Raw genomic sequence first — 16,771 nt, 5'->3', positions numbered from 1 at the left:
TATGTCGATCATCGATACCCGTGGCATGTCCTGCCCACAGCCTGTGCTTATGACGAAAAAGGCTGTGGCGGGTTCTGCGTCCACTTCAACAGTGGAAGTCCTCGTTGACAACGCCGCCGCGCTGGGCAATGTGACGCGTTTTCTGAAAAGCGCGGGCTTCAAGAACGTGGATGCCAGTCCGAATGGCGAAGATACGCTGATTCGCGCGAGCAAATAGGTGGCCTGACAATGGCGGAAACCTATTTTGTAGCCACTTTTCATACCCATGCAGGCGCTTTGAAATTTGAGCGAAAGCTCAAGGCTTTGAATGAGGCATGCAAGCTTCTGCCAGTTCCGAGAATGATCAGCTCCAGCTGCGGCGTCTGCGCCAGGTTTAACTATAGCAATTTTCGAAGCCTGGCCTTCGAAGATCTGGATGCAGTGTATCTGGTGGTCAGTCATGAGTATCAGCGGGTTTGGGAGAATGATATATATTAAACCAGTGTTCATTAAATTTGTATAAGAGTAATCAGTGACCAAAAGCGTGTGGTTTCGTATAGTCGTTCTCGAACTCGGAGCCACCTCTGATCCGTAAAAAAGCTACTTCCTCAGGATGCGCCAAGGCAAGGCGCTCGTGCAGGAAGTAGCTTTTTGGCTTTAGGGTATTGCCAGTGACTTGAAAAACAGCAATTAGCCGATGGAAGTGTAAATTTACACTAAGCTCTGGCCCCAAGTTGAAATCCGTCCGCGTCACCAGTTTTGTTTTTGTCCGCGTCACCAAGTTATAATAATAACGATTAAAAAATCTTCGTCGTCCAGTCCTCACAATTCCAAACCTCGGTCGCGACTTCGCGGTAAAACTCCGGTTCGTGGCTGATGAGGAGGACGCTGCCTTTGTAAGCTTTGAGAGCCCGCTTGAGCTCTTCTTTGGCGTCCACATCCAGATGGTTGGTCGGCTCGTCCAGGACGAGAAGGTTGGATTCGCGGTTGATCAGCTTGCACAGGCGCACCTTGGCCTGTTCGCCCCCGCTGAGGACCAGCACCTTACTCTCGATGTGCTTGGTGGTCAGGCCGCATTTGGCAAGGGCGGAGCGCACTTCAAACTGGTTGTAGGACGGGAAGGTCTGCCAGATTTCCTCGATGCAGGTGTTGTAGTTGGCTTCTTTGATCTCTTGCTCGAAATACCCAATCGACAGATAATCCCCCAGCTCCACCGTGCCGCTGATGGATGGGATCAGCCCCAAAATACTACGCAGCAGCGTTGTCTTGCCGAGGCCGTTGGCACCGGTCAGGGCGATTTTCTGGCCCCGTTCCAGCTGCAGGTTCAGAGGTCTCGACAGCGGGGTGTCGTAACCGATCACCAGATCCGTGGTCTTGAAGACGACCTTGGCGGATGCCCTGGCTTCCTTAAAATTGAACTCCGGCTTTGGTTTGTCCTTGGCCAGCTCGATCCGGTCGATCTTATCCAGCTTTTTCTGACGGGACATAGCCATGTTGCGGGTGGCTACACGGGCCTTGTTCCGCTGGACGAAGTCCTCCAGCTCTGAAATTTCCTGCTGTTGTCGCTTGTAGGCAGACTCCAGCTGGCTCTTCTTCATCTCGTAAACCGCCATGAAGTCGTCATACTGGCCCACGTATCGATCCAGCTTCTGGTTTTCCATATGATAGATCAGGTTGACCACCGAGTTCAGGAACGGAATGTCGTGGGTGATCAGGATGAACGCGTTCTCGTAGTTGTTCAGGTAGCGCTTGAGCCATTCGATATGGGGCTCGTCCAGGTAGTTGGTCGGCTCGTCCAGGAGCAGGATGTCCGGCTTCTCCAGCAACAGCTTAGCGAGCAGCACCTTGGTCCGCTGACCGCCGCTCAGGTCCGCGACACTCTTTTCGAGACCGATCTCTGACAGCCCCAGCGCGCGGGCAACCTCCTCCACCTTGGAGTCGATGTTGTAAAAGTCATTGTGGTCCAGCAGGTCCTGAATGGTGCCTGTATCCTCGAGGATGTCCTCCAGCTCGTCCGGTTCCACATCCGCCATAGCCTCGAAGAGGCTGTGCATCTCCGCTTCCAGGTCAAAGAGATACTGGAACGCCTTGTTCAGCACGTCCCGGATGGTCAGGTCCGGGCTCAGGGACGTGTGCTGGTCGAGATACCCGACGCGGACGCGCTTTGACCATTCAATATTACCCTCGTCCGGCATCAGCTTATTCGTGATGATGTTCATAAACGTGGATTTGCCCTCGCCGTTGGCCCCGATCAGCCCAATGTGGTCGCCCTTCAGCAGCCGGAACGAGACGTCCTGGAAGATGGCGCGGTCGCCAAACCCGTGGCTCAGGTTTCTGACATTCAAAATACTCATGCTCAAACTCCTTTATCATGGAGGACTTCCGCCCTCTCAGTGCACCCCCGCTGCGACATCCGCCCTGGGGAAATTTTCTCTTAAGTAGCATCCTATAAGATTATATACGACTCCCGGCGGCTGTCAACTGGTGATTTCAGCGCAGAAGCCCCGTTTTTCCCCTCCTTTTCAAAGACTTTTCAAAGACTTTGCCGATGGTTGTTAAATCCTTCAAATTTCCAAAGCCGCTGTTCAAATTTTCGTGTAGAATAGAAGTAACAATTCAACTATAGGGAGAAAGTTTGACATGTGGAGAATTTTGGTGTTTTTGGCGGTGGGCGTGACCATCGGCGCAGTAGTTAAGTTTGGGGAGCGGCAGAAGAAGTGGGTTGGAAGACTTCAGCAAATGGGCGTCGTCCTGCTGCTGTTTTCCATGGGGCTGTCCATAGGCCTCAATGAGGAGATTCTGGGGAACCTTCGTGCTCTCGGGCTGCAGGCGTTTACTTACGCAGCTCTGACCAGCGTGTTCAGTATCCTGGTGGTCTACGGACTCAGCCGGGTGCTCGTGCGGGAGGTGCGCCACAAATGATTTGGATGCTGATTGGCGCAATTGCAGCGGGGATAGGAGTGGGATACATCGCCTTGCCGCCTGAGGCGGGAGGTCTGATTGGAGAGCTCACCCTGTGGGCGCTGAATTTTTTGATTCTGATGATTGGCATCGAGGTGGGCCAGAACCTCTCAGTGTTTAAGGAGATTCGAAAGCACGGGACCATGCTGGTGGCGATTCCACTGGGGATCATCGCCGGCAGCGCTCTGGGGGGCTACGTGTCGAGTCAGGTGTTTGGCCAGCCGGCATCTACTGGGCTTGCCATTGCGGCAGGATACGGCTGGTACAGTCTGTCCGGGATTCTGCTGACGACGCTGGACAATGCGCAGACTGGGGCGGTGGCGTTCATGACCAATATCTTCAGGGAGCTCATGGCTATTATAAGCATACCTTTTTTAGCGAAGTATATGAATCATTATACGGCGATTGCCCCGTCTGGAGCGACGGCCATGGACTCGACGCTGCCGGTGATTTCGAGGTATACGGATCCTGAGGCAGCCATCATGGCGTTTTTCAGCGGGGTGGTGCTGTCTGCCCTGGTGCCGGTGTTGGTGCCGTTTTTCTATGGGCTGTAAGTTTTAGTGGAATGTCAAATTTTCAGGGCAGCTGGGCTAGGTGACCATCGGCTGAAGCTATGAAGTGAACAGAGTAGGAAGGCCATAGGGTTGGTCTTCGAAAATCGGGAGGGCTAACAGTGAAAAACAACAATGTTTACAGTGATGCGGTGTTGAGAACCGCTCAAGACATGTGTGTAGCGGCTAAGACAGCGCCAAAGGGGCGCGGCGTGGATCATATTGAAACGGTGGTCTTGTCGCGGACGGAGGCTTTGGGGCCGCTGGCTGAGCGCATGAAGGCGATTGGCGAAGAGGGCGGTGCGGCGTTTTTTGTCCGGGATGCTGCCAACGTTCTGAACTCGGAGGCGGTGGTACTCATAGGCACAACACTGTCTCAGCGCGGGGTGCCCCTCTGCGGGATGTGCGGGTATAGGGACTGTGGGGCGAGCAAGGCTGCGGGCGGGATCTGCACCTTTGATGTGACGGATTTGGGCATTGCGGTGGGGTCGGCGGTGTCTCTGGCGGCGGATCGACGGGTGGACAACCGGGTGATGTTTTCTGTTGGGAAGGCAGCGATCGAGCTGGGTCTTTTTGAGTCAGAGGTCAAGATCGCTTATGGAATGCCGCTGTCGGTCAAGGGGAAAAGCCCTTACTTTGACAGAGGGTAAGAAACTTTCGCGACAAGTCTTAGGGAGGGATCTTCTTGGAAGTCAAGCTGATGACAGGGAATGAGGCGGCGGCTCGAGGCTTTTACGAGGCTGGCGGTCTGGTGGCGTCGAGTTATCCGGGGTCACCGACGGTAGAACTGCTGGAGGCGGTCCGGGCCTATGCGCCGGAAGTCTATGCAGAGTTTTCCGTCAATGAGAAGGTGGCGCTGGAGGTCGGCATAGGCGCGTCCTTTACGGGGGCCAGGGCCATGGTGTCCATGAAGCACGTGGGGGTCAACATAGCCATGGATCCGCTGATGACGTTTACGCAAACGCCTATTCAGGGTGGATTTTTGCTTGTCTCCGGGGAGGATCCCGGAATGATGTCTTCTCAGAATGAGCAGGATAACCGTGTGCTTGGGAAATTCGCCAATATGGCGATTTTGGATCCGGGGTCTTCTCAGGAAGCCAAGGACTTTGCCAAACTCGGATTTTCTCTCAGCGAGGATTATGGTCTGCCGGTCATGCTCCGAATGACGAGCCGTGTCTGCCACAGCCGGGGGCCGGTTGAAGAATTGGAGCGGGAAGTTCGAGACATCGCGGGCTTTTCCAAGATCCCGGAGGATTTTGGCATGGTGCCGCCCAACACGTTTCCCAAACAGTTTGAGATGAAAAAGCGCATCGAGCGCTTGACAGAGGATGCTTCTGGTTGGGACATCAACTTCCTGGAGGTTTGGGAGGAAGATGAGAGGAAGAAGGTGTCAGACACCCCCTTCCATCCAATAAATGGGAGACAGACGGTGCAGTGGCTTGCGCCTAGCGACCCCTTCTTCCCACCCAAAACCCTGATCATCACCTCGGGGCTGTTGTACTACAACCTTAAAGAGCTGGAGGCACCTGTCGACATCTACAAGCTGGGCATGGTGTATCCGCTGCCAATTGAAGCGCTCCGGTCCCTGGTGGAGGATTACGAGCAGGTGCTGGTGCTGGAGGAGCTGACCCCTTTCATTGAGAATGAACTCAAAAGCCATGGCATTCAATGTGAAGGGAAGAAATATTTCAGCTTTACCGGAGAACTGCATACAGAGCTGATCGAGGCGGGACTGGTGAAAGCCGGTGTTCTGGGGTCGGCGAAGTATGAGACCGCCGGAGAGGTGGATACAGTCGCGCGAATTTCCATGTTCTGCGCGGGATGTCCACACCGGCCAGTGTTTGACATACTGAAGAAGAACAAAATCAGTGTGATTGGCGATATTGGCTGCTACTCCCTGGCGGTGCTGGAGCCGCTGCATATGCTGAATACGATTATTAGTATGGGGGCGACCATCGGCATTATGAAAGGCATGAGCAAGGCGCTTTCCCTCAGCGGCAAGGCGGAGCCTCTGGTCAGCGTGATTGGGGACGGCACGTTTTTTCACTCGGGTATGACGGGGGCGCTGAATCTGCTGCACCAATTGGATTCGAATGCCAACCTGACGCTGATAATCTTAAACAACGGCACCACGGCTATGACGGGCGGCCAGATGACCGCCACCTCCGGCAGCTACACGAAGGACTGGGACATGAATACCTCCATCCCGGAGCTGCTGAAGGCCATGGGCTTCCCGAGGGTCAGGGTCGTGGACCAATTTGACTACAAGGGGGCCAAGGCGGCCATTGAGGAGGAGCTGAAGTTCGAGGGGCTGTCTATCGTGATGACGACCCGGCCGTGTGCGCTGAATTTCAAGATCCGCGAGCCGTATTTTGTCGTGGATCCACAAATTTGTATAGGCTGCCGCAGCTGCGTCAAAACCAATTGTCCGCCCATTATCATGAAACAGTATGAAGGCATTGAAAAACTCAAGTCTTCCATTGACCCGGACCTTTGCGTGGGCTGCTCGGTGTGCTCGCAGGTGTGTCCGGTCAGTGCGATTTCGCGGGTCGGGGACAAAGGCAGGGTGGCAAAAGCGGTCTCGAAGCCGGACACGACCCTGACCGAGAACAAGACTCCGTCAGAAGGGGGGAAGCAGTGATGGTACGAAACATTATGCTGGGCGGCGTCGGCGGCCAGGGGCTCGTCATGACGACGGCCATTATCAGCGAAGCTGCTTTCCTGGCGGGCTTTGATGTCAAGACGAACGACGTAATTGGGCTCTCTCAACGGGGCGGCAAGGTCTGGGGCAGCGTGCGCTATGGGGAAGAGGTCTTTTCGCCCAACATCGCCCCTGGCCGCGCGGATGTGCTGCTGGCGCTGGAGGCGCTGGAAGGACTGCGGTGGAGCGGTTATGTGAGGGCAGGCGGCGTCGTGATCCTGAACACAGCGAAGATTCCGCCGGTGCCGGTGATTACGGAGAAAGCGGCATATCCGGAGGACATCGAAGGGTTGATTGCGGGGGATGGCCAGAGAGAGGTCGACGTCCGGGCTATCAACGCGCTGGAAGAGGCCCGGAAGCTGGGAAATTTAAAAGTTGTGAATATGGTGACTATGGGCATGCTATCTGCTGTACTGGAGGACATATCACTGGACTGCTGGCGCAAAGCCATAGAGGCTCATGTGCCGGAAAAGACGCTGGCGCTGAACCTGAAAGCATTTGATCTTGGGCGCGAGATCAGGTAACATTGAAAAGATGAGAAGTGTTTTTACTGCCGCGCGGTGCCGGGCCAATCTTTGAGTCCGGTGCCGCGTCTTGGCGTCGTGAGATATGGCATTTTATGAGGTGAAGAGGTTGAAGGAAATCGAACAACATGGACAAGCGGGGTCAGTCCCTGAAATAAACTTGGTGTCAGACACCGACCTAACAAACGAGGCGGATGCCGGATCTTCCGGATCCGTTATCGCGGGGCCTGGGCTGTCCGGGACAGGCTGTGAGATCATAGAGCCGGAGGGGCCGCTGAAGTCGCTGCGCGAGATTGAACGCAGCCTGACGAAGACCTACAAGAAGGACCTGTGGTCGAAGTTTGTACAGGCCATCAACGACTATGACATGCTTAGACCCGGAGACAAGGTGGCGGTGGCCATTTCCGGCGGCAAGGACAGCATGCTGATGGCGAAGCTGTTCCAGGAGCTGAAGCGGCATCAGAAGTTCCCCTTTGAGGTGGAATTCATCTCCATGGATCCGGGGTATCATCCGGAGATCCGAAAATTGATGGAGGAGAACTGCCGACACCTTGGGATTCAGCTGGAGATCTTTGATAAGAAGGTCTTTGAATCCATTGAAAAACTCGCGTCAGACTATCCCTGTTACCTCTGTGCCAAGATGCGCCGGGGGATTCTCTATAAGAAAGCCCGTGAGCTGGGATGCAACAAGGTGGCGCTGGGGCATCACCACGACGACGTCATTGAGACGACCCTGCTGAACCTGTTCTTCCAGGGGACCTTCGGGACCATGATGCCTAAGCTGAAATCCACCAATTATCCCGGTATTGAGCTGATTAGACCCATGTACTACATCCGCGAAAAGGACATCCTGCGGTTCACCCAGTCCTCAGGTATCTGGCCGCTGAACTGTGCCTGCATGGTAGCCGCCAAGCGGACCTCGAACAGGCGCTACGAGCTGAAGGCGTTGCTGGAGACTCTGAAAGCCATGAATCCAGACGTGGAGAAGTGCCTCTTCCACGCGGCGGAAAACGTGGATATGGGGATGGTCCTGGGCTGGCGCAAGGACGGCGCCAAGCATTCCTTCCTGGACGCTTATGAGGAAAGGGTGCCGAAGAGTTGGTTGGAAGCCGGCACTTCTGACGAGACAGAAATTTTCTTGGGAGGCGATCAAGATGAGTAGCGCAGTTCAGGGCTTCCTGCTGGGGCTGGCCTATGTGGCGCCCATTGGCATGCAGAATCTCAATGTCATCAATTCCGCTCTGACTATGGACCGGTGGCGGGCGCTCATGGTCGCCTGGATCACAGTCCTCTTTGACATTTCCCTGGCGGTGGTGTGTTTTCTGGGTGTGGGCACCCTTGTAGGGGCCAATGACCTGATCCGCGCGGCGTTTCTTCTCGTGGGCGGGGTCATGGTCGTCAGCATTGGCGTGAGCATCATGCGGTCGACGCCAAAGCTGGAAACGGACCGGGCTCCAAAGACGATCAAAGCCATTGCGCTGACCTGCTTTGTCGTCACATGGATGAACCCGCAGGCATTGATTGACGGGTCACTCCTCCTCGGCGGCATGAAGGCCACTTTGACTGCAGCTCAAGGGAACCTGTTTCTCTTTGGCGTCTGCGCGGCGTCTTTCGCCTGGTTCACGGTGCTGTCACTGCTGACTAACCATTTTCACAAGCTGATTGACCTGAAGGTACTCAAAATAGTGAACCTGGTCTGCGGCGCTATCGTGATTTACTTTGGTTTCAAACTGTTCGTCAGCTTTTATGGGCTGATCCCAACGGTCATGGCGGCGCTGGGGCGATAAATATTGCTTTGGTGACGCGGACGGCTTTCAACTTGGTGACGCGGACAAAAACCAATTTGGGGACGGGTTATAATTTTGTAATATAAGGAGACTCAAATATGATAAAACGGTTTGCCGGATATTTCCGGCCGCACCTTCATTTATTCATTCTCGACATGGTCTTCGCGTTTCTGATCGCGGCCATTGACCTGGTGTTCCCAGTCCTGTCCCGTCAGATCGTCAACGACTTCATCCCCAACCAAAACCTGACCATGCTGATCAACTACTCGCTGATCGCTCTCGGCCTCTTTGTGATCCGGATGTTCAGCTCCTACGTCGTAGGCTACTGGGGCCACATCATGGGCGCCAGGATCGAGGTCGACATGAAGCGGGACCTCTTCACCCATATGCAGAAGCTCCACCACAAGTTCTTCGACAAGAACCGGACCGGCCAGATCATGAACCGCTTCACCGGCGACCTGTTCGAAGTCGCGGAGCTGGCCCACCACGGTCCGGAGGATCTCTTCATCTCCGCCGTCATGCTGCTGGGCAGCTTCTTCATCCTGCTGACCATCAACGTGCCGCTGACCCTGATCGTCTTTTCTTTCATTGCGATCCTCATCATCTTCACCCTCTGGCGCCGGGTCGCCATGCTGAAGGCTTTCCGGGCCCAGAAAGCCCGTCACGCCGACCTCAACTCCAAGCTTGAGAACAGCGTCACCGGCATCCGCCTGGCCAAAGCCTTCTCCAACGAGGGCTACGAGCAGGACCGGTTCGAATATTACAACCGCCAGTACTACGAGTCCAAGGGTCAATCCTTCTTCCAAATGAGCATCTTCATGATGGTCAACGGCTTCCTCACCGACCTTCTCAATCTGGCCGTGATCGCCGTAGGCGGTTACTTCGTCTTCAGGGGCTGGATCAACCTGGGAGACCTGTTGGCCTACATCCTATACGTCAGCTTCATGCTGAAGCCGGTCCGCCGCCTGATGGAATTCACCCAGCAGCTGCAGCTTGGCCTTTCGGGTCTTGAGCGCTTCGCGGAAATCATGGACACCGACCCTGAGATCGTCGACGCGCCCGATGCCGTCGACCTGGGAGACATCAATGGCGAGATCGAATTCGACAGCGTCTCCTTCCGTTATAACCAGGAGGACAACGACGTCCTGAAGGACTTTACCCTGAAGATCAGGCCCGGCGAGAAAGTAGCCCTGGTGGGGGCTTCGGGGGTGGGCAAGACGACCATCGCCCAACTCGTTCCTAGATTTTACGAGATACAGGAGGGCGCGATCCGTCTGGACGGCAAGGACATCAGAAACATCAAGCTCAGCGCCCTGCGGGACAAGATTGGCATAGTCAGCCAGGACGTCCTGATTTTCTACGGCACCATCAAGGAGAACATTCTCTATGGCCGCCCGAACGCCACCGACGATGAGGTTTACGAGGCCGCAAGGCGCGCCAACATCCACAACTTCATCCTCTCCCTGGACAAGGGCTACGAGACCATTGTGGGCGAGCGCGGCATCATGCTCTCCGGCGGCCAGAAGCAGCGCCTCTCCATTGCCCGCCTCTTCCTGAAGAATCCCGAGATTCTGATCCTCGACGAGGCCACCAGCGCCCTGGATAATGAGAATGAAGCCATTGTCCAGCGCTCTTTAGAAGCTTTAGCCGATGGTCGCACTGCCATCATCATAGCCCATCGTCTATCGACCCTCCGCAGCTCTGACCGGATCATAGTCCTGGATCAGGGCAAAATCGCGGAAGAGGGCACCGAAGACCAGCTTCTGGCGCAACAGGGCATCTACTGGCAGCTCCGAAGACTGGGTCTCGGAGAAAGCGATGCGGACATGATTCTGGCGGCGGAGAGTGCGGCGCTTTAGGAAAACTGAATAACCAAAAGGAAAAGAGGCGCCCGCGGGCGCCTCTTTCGTGTTTTGTGAGGGGTAATCATACTTGTTCGGAAGTGAAGTTCGGAGGGCTGGTGAATCCATTGATATAACAAGCTTTCCGCATTTTCTAGCTTTTTTAATCAAAAAAAACACATTTTTCTATCTAAATCACCGCGTTCAAAACACATTTTTCGTTGTTTTTTGACCGAGTATTTCACGTTTTTAAGCTATTAGGACAAAGTTTAAGGTTGGTGACGCGGACAACTTTCAACTTGGTGGGGGGTGCGGACAAAAACCTGGACTATGAAAAAGTCAGGAGTTGTCCGTATGTATTCGTTGGAAGTTAGGAAAAAAGTAATCGAGTTATACATCAAGTACGACAAGTCTGCGGCCGCTGTATCAAATGAGCTCGGTTTTCCATCGTGTAGAGTCATCCGGAGATGGTACAAAGACTATCTAAGGGGTCAATCAATCGGAGACGAATGGGGGAGGAAACCTAGAAAGGTCAAGTATTCAGTAGAGCAAATGGAAGTAGCCGTTAATCATTACCTGGCGCACGGGAGAAATCTTTCAAGAACAGTAAGAGCTTTAGGCTATCCATCCACGGGCAAATTAAGACTCTGGTGTGATGAATTGAATCCAAATGATCGCAAAATGCACGTCAGTAGTATACAATGCACTCAAGCGCAGAAAAAGGAAGCCGTCGTAGAACCCGACACGCCGTGTGTCAGGGCGACGGATCTCGGAGATAAGCACAGTGTCGGCCGAAGAACTAATTATAAACACAACGGTGTTCTGCTCGCTAAGGAGTATCCAATAATCATGTTGAAAGTTGATGATAAACTCCATGAAGGCAAGCCCCCTGAAGGAACAGAGGCTCTCTTGGTTGAAATCGAATTGCTAAAAAAACAAATCAGGAAATTGGAAATTGAAAAAGAACTCATGGGAGAACTCTCAATAATTCTAAAAAAGAACCCGGGCGTCGATCCGAAGAAATTGACAAACAAAGTGAGAGCAACATTGATCGACGCCCTAAGAAATAAATATACCCTTAAGGAATTATTGAAATATGTTGATATACCAAAAAGCAGTTATCATTATCATCATCAGATTGCATTGATGCCTGAGAAATACGAGAATATCAAGCTTCGAATTATTGATCTTTTTAAAGAAAACCACGGAAGATTTGGATATCGACGGATTAACGAACTCCTTCAGCAGGAAGGCATTCGTGTTTCGGAGAAGATTGTGAGACGTATCATGTCAACATTAAAACTTGTTGTTTTCGGGAAAAAGAAGCGAAAGTACAGTTCCTATTTAGGTGAGATAGCACCTGCAGCAGACAACCTGATTAATCGGGATTTCCATGCGGACGCACCAAATACAAAATGGCTTACGGATATAACCGAGTTTTCAATCCCCGCCGGTAAGATATACCTATCCCCAATAGTAGACTGCTATGACGGTTATATAACGAGCTGGTCAATTGGAACAAGACCCGACGCAGCTCTGGTTAACAGTATGCTTGATCGCGCCATAGACAAGCTACAAGAGGATCAGCGTCCAATTGTCCATTCGGATAGAGGATGCCACTACCGTTGGCCAGGGTGGCTATCCAGAATGGACAATGCAGGCCTGGTGAGATCAATGTCAAAGAAAGGCTGTTCACCTGATAACTCTGCCTGCGAGGGCTTCTTCGGCAGACTCAAGGTTGAAATGTTTTATTATCGCTCATGGGTCGGTGTTAGCCTGAACGAGTTTATGAATATATTAGATGAATACTTAATCTGGTATAACGAAAAAAGAATCAAAATGTCGCTGGGTGGAATGAGTCCGTTGGTGTTCAGGCGAAGCAAAGGACTAGTAGCCTAAACCGTCCAAGAAAACGTCCGCACCCCCGTGACGGACGGTAATAATTTTGTAACATTCGCATTCTTACAAATAAAAAAGCGATCCCTCAGGATCGCTTTTCCATTTTTCAGTTTGGTGCGAGAGGCGGGATTTGAACCCGCACGAGCATTAGCCCGCTACCCCCTCAAGATAGTGCGTCTGCCAGTTTCGCCACTCTCGCCCGCAAATCAGAACAAAACTAATGTTAAAGCAAAACGGGCGATGTGTCAACGGTTTATTATAAAATATTTTAATTTTTTTATCTTGCCTTCACCAAGGCGTCCTCAAGCACCGCTTCAACTTCATGGGCCACAGCCATCAAAGCCGGGCTGGCAGCTTCCATCAGAAGGATTGTCGGTTTGAGAAGCCCCATCCGGGTCTTGCCTTCCTTGACATAGACCACCGCGCGGCAAGGCAGGAAATAGCCGGTTTCAATATCTTCCTCAAGAGCCACTTTTGCCTTTTTAGGATTGCAAACCTCGAGAAGGTGGAACTCAATGTCCGCGTCGACGCCTTTTTCTTTCAGTTTCTCTTTGAAGTCCAGCTCCCAAAGTACCCCGAAGCTTTGCTTGGCGAGTTCCGCCTTAAGGGCCTCAATAGCTTCGGCAGGTGTCTTGTCCGTTTGTACGCTATATTTTACAGAGCTAAGCATAATCATGCCTCCTTTTGTCTTTTGTTAATTCTTACCCAAAGCGGAGCGGTTCAAAAACTTAATCCTTGAAACCTGCCTGTCAGATATTGAAAAAAACCTGACAAATGGTTAACATGGTAGGTGATGGTGGATTTATAATACCTTGAAATTGAGAAATTGAGTCTCCGCCTGAAAGGTGTGGGTGGGGTGACCATCGGCTAAAATTTATTTTTGAGAGGAGACGATCATATGATTCGACTTGTAACGGACAGTGCTTCCGACCTGTCCCATGACCTGATCGCGGAATATAATCTCAGCGTCGCGCCGCTTCTGGTCCATGATGACGAGCGCCAGTACCGGGACGCGGTGGACATTCAGCCGAAAACGGTTTACGACCGCATGCGAGGGGGCCAGAGCTTCAAAACCTCCCAAGCGACGCCGGAATCCTTCCTGGAAATCTTTAAATCATTTTCAGACGAGGACGAAGTCCTGTATCTGGCGTTCTCTTCGGGTCTGTCCGGCACTTACAACTCCGGCCTGATCGCCCGGGACCTCTACAGGGAGGAGGGCGGCAAAGCGAGAATTGAGATTCTGGACACCCAGGCGGCGTCCGGAGCGTTTGGTCTGATCGTCTATGAAGTCGCGAAGCACGCCAAGTCAGGCGCTGATTTTGAAGAGCTCCTGGCCTATGCAGAGACCCTGATTGCGCGGAGCGAGCACCTGTTTACGGTGGACGACCTGGAATATCTCTTTAGGGGTGGCCGATTGTCACGTTCCTCCGCCCTCATAGGCGGGCTATTGAACATAAAGCCAATCCTGACAGTAGCTGAGGGCAAGCTGACGCCCCTTGAGAAGACCCGCGGGCGGCTGAAATCCGTCAAGCGGATCAGCGAGTTGATGGGGGAGCGTACGGGAGGCAACCTTAAAGGGCAGACGGTGTTCATCTATCACGGGGACGATCTTGAAGCGGCTCATAAACTGCAGGAACTGATCCGGGAGGCCTATGGGGTAGAATCGTTCATCATTGGTGAGGTCGGCGCGGTCATAGGCGCTCACACCGGACCGGGGGTTCTGGCGGCGTTTTACCTGAAGCCGGTCGACTAGAAGTGAAACAAACTCAAGCTGCTTCTGCCAGACAAACGCCCTGCACGTGCCTGCGCGGCGTTTTTTCTGTAAGAAAAGCCCTGATGGGCAAATATAATAAGGCGGTGCATTATGACTTTCAAATCTATTCACAAACAATTTAACGGAACACGCAGATTTTTTGCTTTATCAATAGTCTTTATCCTGACACTTGGCTTACTTACGGGCTGCGCCCCTAAGGCTGAAACTCCGGAAGCGGCTCCGGCTCCGGCACCTGCGCCTGCAGAACCGGCAGCCATTGAAACGCCAATCAAGGTAGCGGCGCTGAGAGGTCCGACGGGCATGGGACTCGTTTACCTCATGGGCGGACCGGATGAGTCAAGACCATATGAATTCAGCCTGTTCGGCGCGCCTGACGAGCTCGTCGGCAAAATTGTCAGCGGTGAAGTCGATATGGCGGCAGTGCCGACCAATCTCGCGGCGACTTTGTACAAAAAGACGGAGGGCGGCGTGCGCTATATTGCCACGAACACCCTGGGCGTCAACTACGTGCTGACCACCGATCCGGAAATTGACAGCTTTGAGGCGCTGAGGGGCAAGACCATTGGCATCAGCGGGCTTGGCACTACGGCAGAGTTCATTTTCAGACACCTGCTTACCGAAAATGGCATTGATCCTGAACAAGATGTCACCCTGGACTTTTCTCTTCAGCACGCGGATTTGGCAACCATGCTGACGGCGGGAAAAATTGACATAGCGGTACTGCCGCAGCCTTTTGTGACAACAGCTATGATGGCAAACGAAAATATTAAGATAGCCATTGACTTGACAGCGGCTTGGGCGGAAGTGGAAGGCAAGGACGCAGTGCTGCCTACCGGAGGCATGATTGTGAGAACGGACTATTTGGAAGCGAACCCAGAGGCAGTACAGCGCTTTTTGACGGACTACGCGGTTTCGGTTGAGCAGGTCAACGCGGATCCGAAGGCGGCGTCGGTGCTGGTGGAGCAGTTCGGGATTTTGCCAAAGGCGGCCATTGCCGAGAAGGCTATTCCAATGTCCAACATCGTCTTTATCAATGCAGAGGATTCAAAGTCGTTCCTGATGTCATTTTTTGAGATTATGATGGCGTATGATCCTAAGACCATCGGCGGGGCTATGCCGGATGATGCGTTGTTCGCGCCTGCTGATCTTTCAACGGTGAAGTAAACATGTCGGCCGGCAAGCGGGTGAGCCGGATCGCGGGCGGACTTGGAGTGGCAGTGTTTTGGCTTGGATTCTGGCAGCTAAGCGCTATTTTGGTGGATTCGTCGTTTGCTTTGCCATCGCCTCTCGCGGTGTTTTCAAGGCTTTCAAAGTTGATCTTTGAGCGGGACTTCGCACTATCGGTGGCGTGGTCGGTCTACAGGGTCATCCTGAGCCTGTTTATTGCCGTGGGGTTAGGGGTGATTCTGGGGGCGCTGTCTTTCGTGTCTCCGCTCCTTCGCAGACTGATTTCGCCGGCGATGCTGGCCATTCGCAGCGCGCCGGTGGTGTCGTTCATAGTTCTGGCAATGCTTTGGACCACCTCGGACTATTTGCCGGTGCTGATTTCGCTGCTGATGTGCCTGCCCGTGGTCTGGGGCAACGTCCTTCAAGGACTGGGCGCGGTGGATGAGCGGCTGGTGGAGATGGCATCGCTTTATGGCGTTGGCCGCAAGAGGGTATGGAAGCAGCTTTACCTGCGGTCGGTCTGGCCTTACCTGAACGCTGCGCTCTTTACATGCCTGGGCCTTGGCTTCAAGGTGACGGTGGCCGCGGAGGTTCTGACGAGTCCCAAGTACGCCATAGGGTACCAGATGTATGTCAGCAAGCTGGTCTTGGAATCAGAAGCGGCTTATGCCTGGACTGTGGTGATCCTGCTGCTGAGCCTGCTTTTTGAGGTATGGTTGAAATATCTCTTGAAGCGGCGCTGGAAGAGGAGGGAACCGGTATGATCCGAATGGAGCAATTGAGGAAGCAAAAGGGAGGAACCGTTATACTGGATGGCTTTTCCCTCGGGGTCCGGTCTGGGCAGGTCACAGCACTTCTCGGGCCTTCCGGCAGCGGAAAGACGACGCTGCTGAGGCTGCTGGCGGGAATGGATCTGCCGGATCAAGGCCGGTTGGAGGGTCTTCCTGAAACGGGGCCAGCTTTTGTCTTCCAGGATCACCGCGTCATTCCCTGGTTGAATGTGGAGGAGAACGTGGCCTTTGCGTTACCGGAGGACTGGACGGTAGAGCGGAGGGTGAAGGCGATTGACGAAAGTCTGAATCTGACACGGTTATCCGCCCTCAGGCGGCGTCTTCCAAACGCACTCAGCGGCGGCCAGGCGAGCCGGATTGATCTGGCGCGGGCGCTGGCGACCGGCCGGCGTCTGATGCTGCTTGATGAACCTTTTAAAGGTCTCGACCTGGAGCTTAAGCTTGAGCTGATGGAGGACTTCGGGCTGATTATGTCACAGTCGGAGGTGACGGCGGTCCTGGTGACCCACGACCTCGACGAGGCGCTCCTGACCGCGGACACTATTGTCGTGGTCAGCGGGCCGCCGCTGCGGGTTGTGGAGGTCTTGGAAGTGCCTCTGGCCAAGGTTGGCAGAACCATGTTTGACCCAGCGCTTCATGCACTGAGACAAAGGCTTTATCATTTGTTGGTGAGTGAAAAGTGAGTGAAAAAAGAGTGAAAAGCATGGGGTGGTTTGAGAACCAATCTCAAAAAAAGTCACACTTTTTCCTGAAAAGGGGTATAATTTAAATAGGGCCCCGTATATAGGGGGTTCTT

The 16,771-nt window shown here is 53.4% G+C and carries 17 protein-coding genes and 1 tRNA gene; 15 read left to right on the top strand and 3 right to left on the bottom strand.

The genetic code is table 11. The features are described from left to right. Window position 1: 1 nt before the first annotated feature. Window positions 2–217 carry a sulfurtransferase TusA family protein gene (locus tag AC4PHM_RS11735; protein WP_492017943.1) on the top strand — a complete coding sequence of 72 codons (216 nt, stop codon included), beginning with the start codon at window positions 2–4 and terminating at the stop codon, window positions 215–217. A gap of 11 nt (window positions 218–228) precedes the next feature. Continuing rightward, window positions 229–477 carry a putative Se/S carrier protein gene (locus tag AC4PHM_RS11730; protein ID WP_492017942.1) on the top strand — a complete coding sequence of 83 codons (249 nt, stop codon included), beginning with the start codon at window positions 229–231 and terminating at the stop codon, window positions 475–477. A gap of 299 nt (window positions 478–776) precedes the next feature. Here AC4PHM_RS11730 and AC4PHM_RS11725 read toward each other — a convergent pair whose 3' ends face one another. Further along, window positions 777–2,333, bottom strand: a complete 1,557-nt coding sequence (locus AC4PHM_RS11725) for an ABC-F family ATP-binding cassette domain-containing protein (protein ID WP_492017941.1) — start codon at window positions 2,331–2,333, stop codon at window positions 777–779. 286 nt (window positions 2,334–2,619) lie between these two features. Here AC4PHM_RS11725 and AC4PHM_RS11720 point away from each other — a divergent pair, with 286 nt between their 5' ends. From AC4PHM_RS11720 to AC4PHM_RS11680, 9 genes are all read left to right on the top strand, one after another. After that, complete coding sequence (locus tag AC4PHM_RS11720; protein WP_492017940.1) at window positions 2,620–2,901, top strand: LysO family transporter; 282 nt, start codon at window positions 2,620–2,622, stop codon at window positions 2,899–2,901. Continuing rightward, the gene (locus tag AC4PHM_RS11715; RefSeq protein ID WP_492017939.1) at window positions 2,898–3,494 is read left to right on the top strand and encodes a LysO family transporter; all 597 of its coding nucleotides are present in this window, start codon (window positions 2,898–2,900) and stop codon (window positions 3,492–3,494) included. Before AC4PHM_RS11720 ends, AC4PHM_RS11715 begins: the two co-directional genes overlap by 4 nt. A 119-nt stretch (window positions 3,495–3,613) precedes the next feature. After that, on the top strand, window positions 3,614–4,141 hold the full coding sequence (locus AC4PHM_RS11710) for a ferredoxin domain-containing protein (protein ID WP_492017938.1): 528 nt from the start codon (window positions 3,614–3,616) through the stop codon (window positions 4,139–4,141). A gap of 35 nt (window positions 4,142–4,176) precedes the next feature. After that, the gene (locus tag AC4PHM_RS11705; RefSeq protein ID WP_492017937.1) at window positions 4,177–6,132 is read left to right on the top strand and encodes a thiamine pyrophosphate-dependent enzyme; all 1,956 of its coding nucleotides are present in this window, start codon (window positions 4,177–4,179) and stop codon (window positions 6,130–6,132) included. Next, complete coding sequence (locus tag AC4PHM_RS11700) at window positions 6,132–6,716, top strand: 2-oxoacid:acceptor oxidoreductase family protein (RefSeq protein WP_492017936.1); 585 nt, start codon at window positions 6,132–6,134, stop codon at window positions 6,714–6,716. The genes AC4PHM_RS11705 and AC4PHM_RS11700 overlap by 1 nt, the downstream gene beginning before the upstream one ends. 217 nt (window positions 6,717–6,933) lie before the next feature. Continuing rightward, entirely contained in the window at window positions 6,934–7,878 is a 945-nt protein-coding gene (locus AC4PHM_RS11695; RefSeq protein ID WP_492020507.1) for a tRNA 2-thiocytidine biosynthesis TtcA family protein, read from the top strand. Further along, window positions 7,871–8,503 (top strand): LysE/ArgO family amino acid transporter, encoded by a 633-nt coding sequence (locus tag AC4PHM_RS11690; RefSeq protein WP_492017935.1) that lies wholly within the window; start codon window positions 7,871–7,873, stop codon window positions 8,501–8,503. Before AC4PHM_RS11695 ends, AC4PHM_RS11690 begins: the two co-directional genes overlap by 8 nt. A gap of 98 nt (window positions 8,504–8,601) precedes the next feature. Beyond that, window positions 8,602–10,362, top strand: coding sequence for an ABC transporter ATP-binding protein (locus AC4PHM_RS11685; RefSeq protein ID WP_492017934.1), 1,761 nt, complete (start codon window positions 8,602–8,604; stop codon window positions 10,360–10,362). 312 nt (window positions 10,363–10,674) lie between these two features. Further along, on the top strand, window positions 10,675–12,243 hold the full coding sequence (locus AC4PHM_RS11680; protein WP_492017932.1) for an IS3 family transposase: 1,569 nt from the start codon (window positions 10,675–10,677) through the stop codon (window positions 12,241–12,243). 112 nt (window positions 12,244–12,355) lie between these two features. On the opposite strand, the gene AC4PHM_RS11675 is transcribed toward AC4PHM_RS11680, so the two are convergent. Together AC4PHM_RS11675 and AC4PHM_RS11670 are read right to left on the bottom strand one after the other, a co-directional pair. Beyond that, a tRNA-Leu gene (locus AC4PHM_RS11675) sits at window positions 12,356–12,442 on the bottom strand. Between the two features lie 78 nt (window positions 12,443–12,520). Then, the gene (locus tag AC4PHM_RS11670; RefSeq protein ID WP_492017931.1) at window positions 12,521–12,913 is read right to left on the bottom strand and encodes a DUF302 domain-containing protein; all 393 of its coding nucleotides are present in this window, start codon (window positions 12,911–12,913) and stop codon (window positions 12,521–12,523) included. A 228-nt stretch (window positions 12,914–13,141) separates the two neighbouring features. On the opposite strand from AC4PHM_RS11670, the gene AC4PHM_RS11665 reads away from it, so the two are divergent. The 4 genes from AC4PHM_RS11665 to AC4PHM_RS11650 all read left to right on the top strand — a co-directional run bounded on the left by AC4PHM_RS11665 (window position 13,142) and on the right by AC4PHM_RS11650 (window position 16,658). Next, window positions 13,142–13,996 carry a DegV family protein gene (locus AC4PHM_RS11665; RefSeq protein ID WP_492017930.1) on the top strand — a complete coding sequence of 285 codons (855 nt, stop codon included), beginning with the start codon at window positions 13,142–13,144 and terminating at the stop codon, window positions 13,994–13,996. Window positions 13,997–14,107: 111 nt separating this feature from the next. Continuing rightward, entirely contained in the window at window positions 14,108–15,181 is a 1,074-nt protein-coding gene (locus AC4PHM_RS11660) for an ABC transporter substrate-binding protein (RefSeq protein WP_492017929.1), read from the top strand. Window positions 15,182–15,183: 2 nt separating this feature from the next. Further along, a complete protein-coding gene (locus tag AC4PHM_RS11655; RefSeq protein ID WP_492017928.1) occupies window positions 15,184–15,948 on the top strand; it encodes an ABC transporter permease in 765 nt (254 codons plus the stop codon). Then, on the top strand, window positions 15,945–16,658 hold the full coding sequence (locus AC4PHM_RS11650) for an ABC transporter ATP-binding protein (protein WP_492017927.1): 714 nt from the start codon (window positions 15,945–15,947) through the stop codon (window positions 16,656–16,658). Before AC4PHM_RS11655 ends, AC4PHM_RS11650 begins: the two co-directional genes overlap by 4 nt. Window positions 16,659–16,771: the final 113 nt, after the last annotated feature.

Source organism: Acidaminobacter sp. QWL-03 (assembly GCF_058683855.1).
Note: the sequence above shows the minus strand (reverse complement) of the source record. Positions and strands in the feature narration are given on the sequence as shown.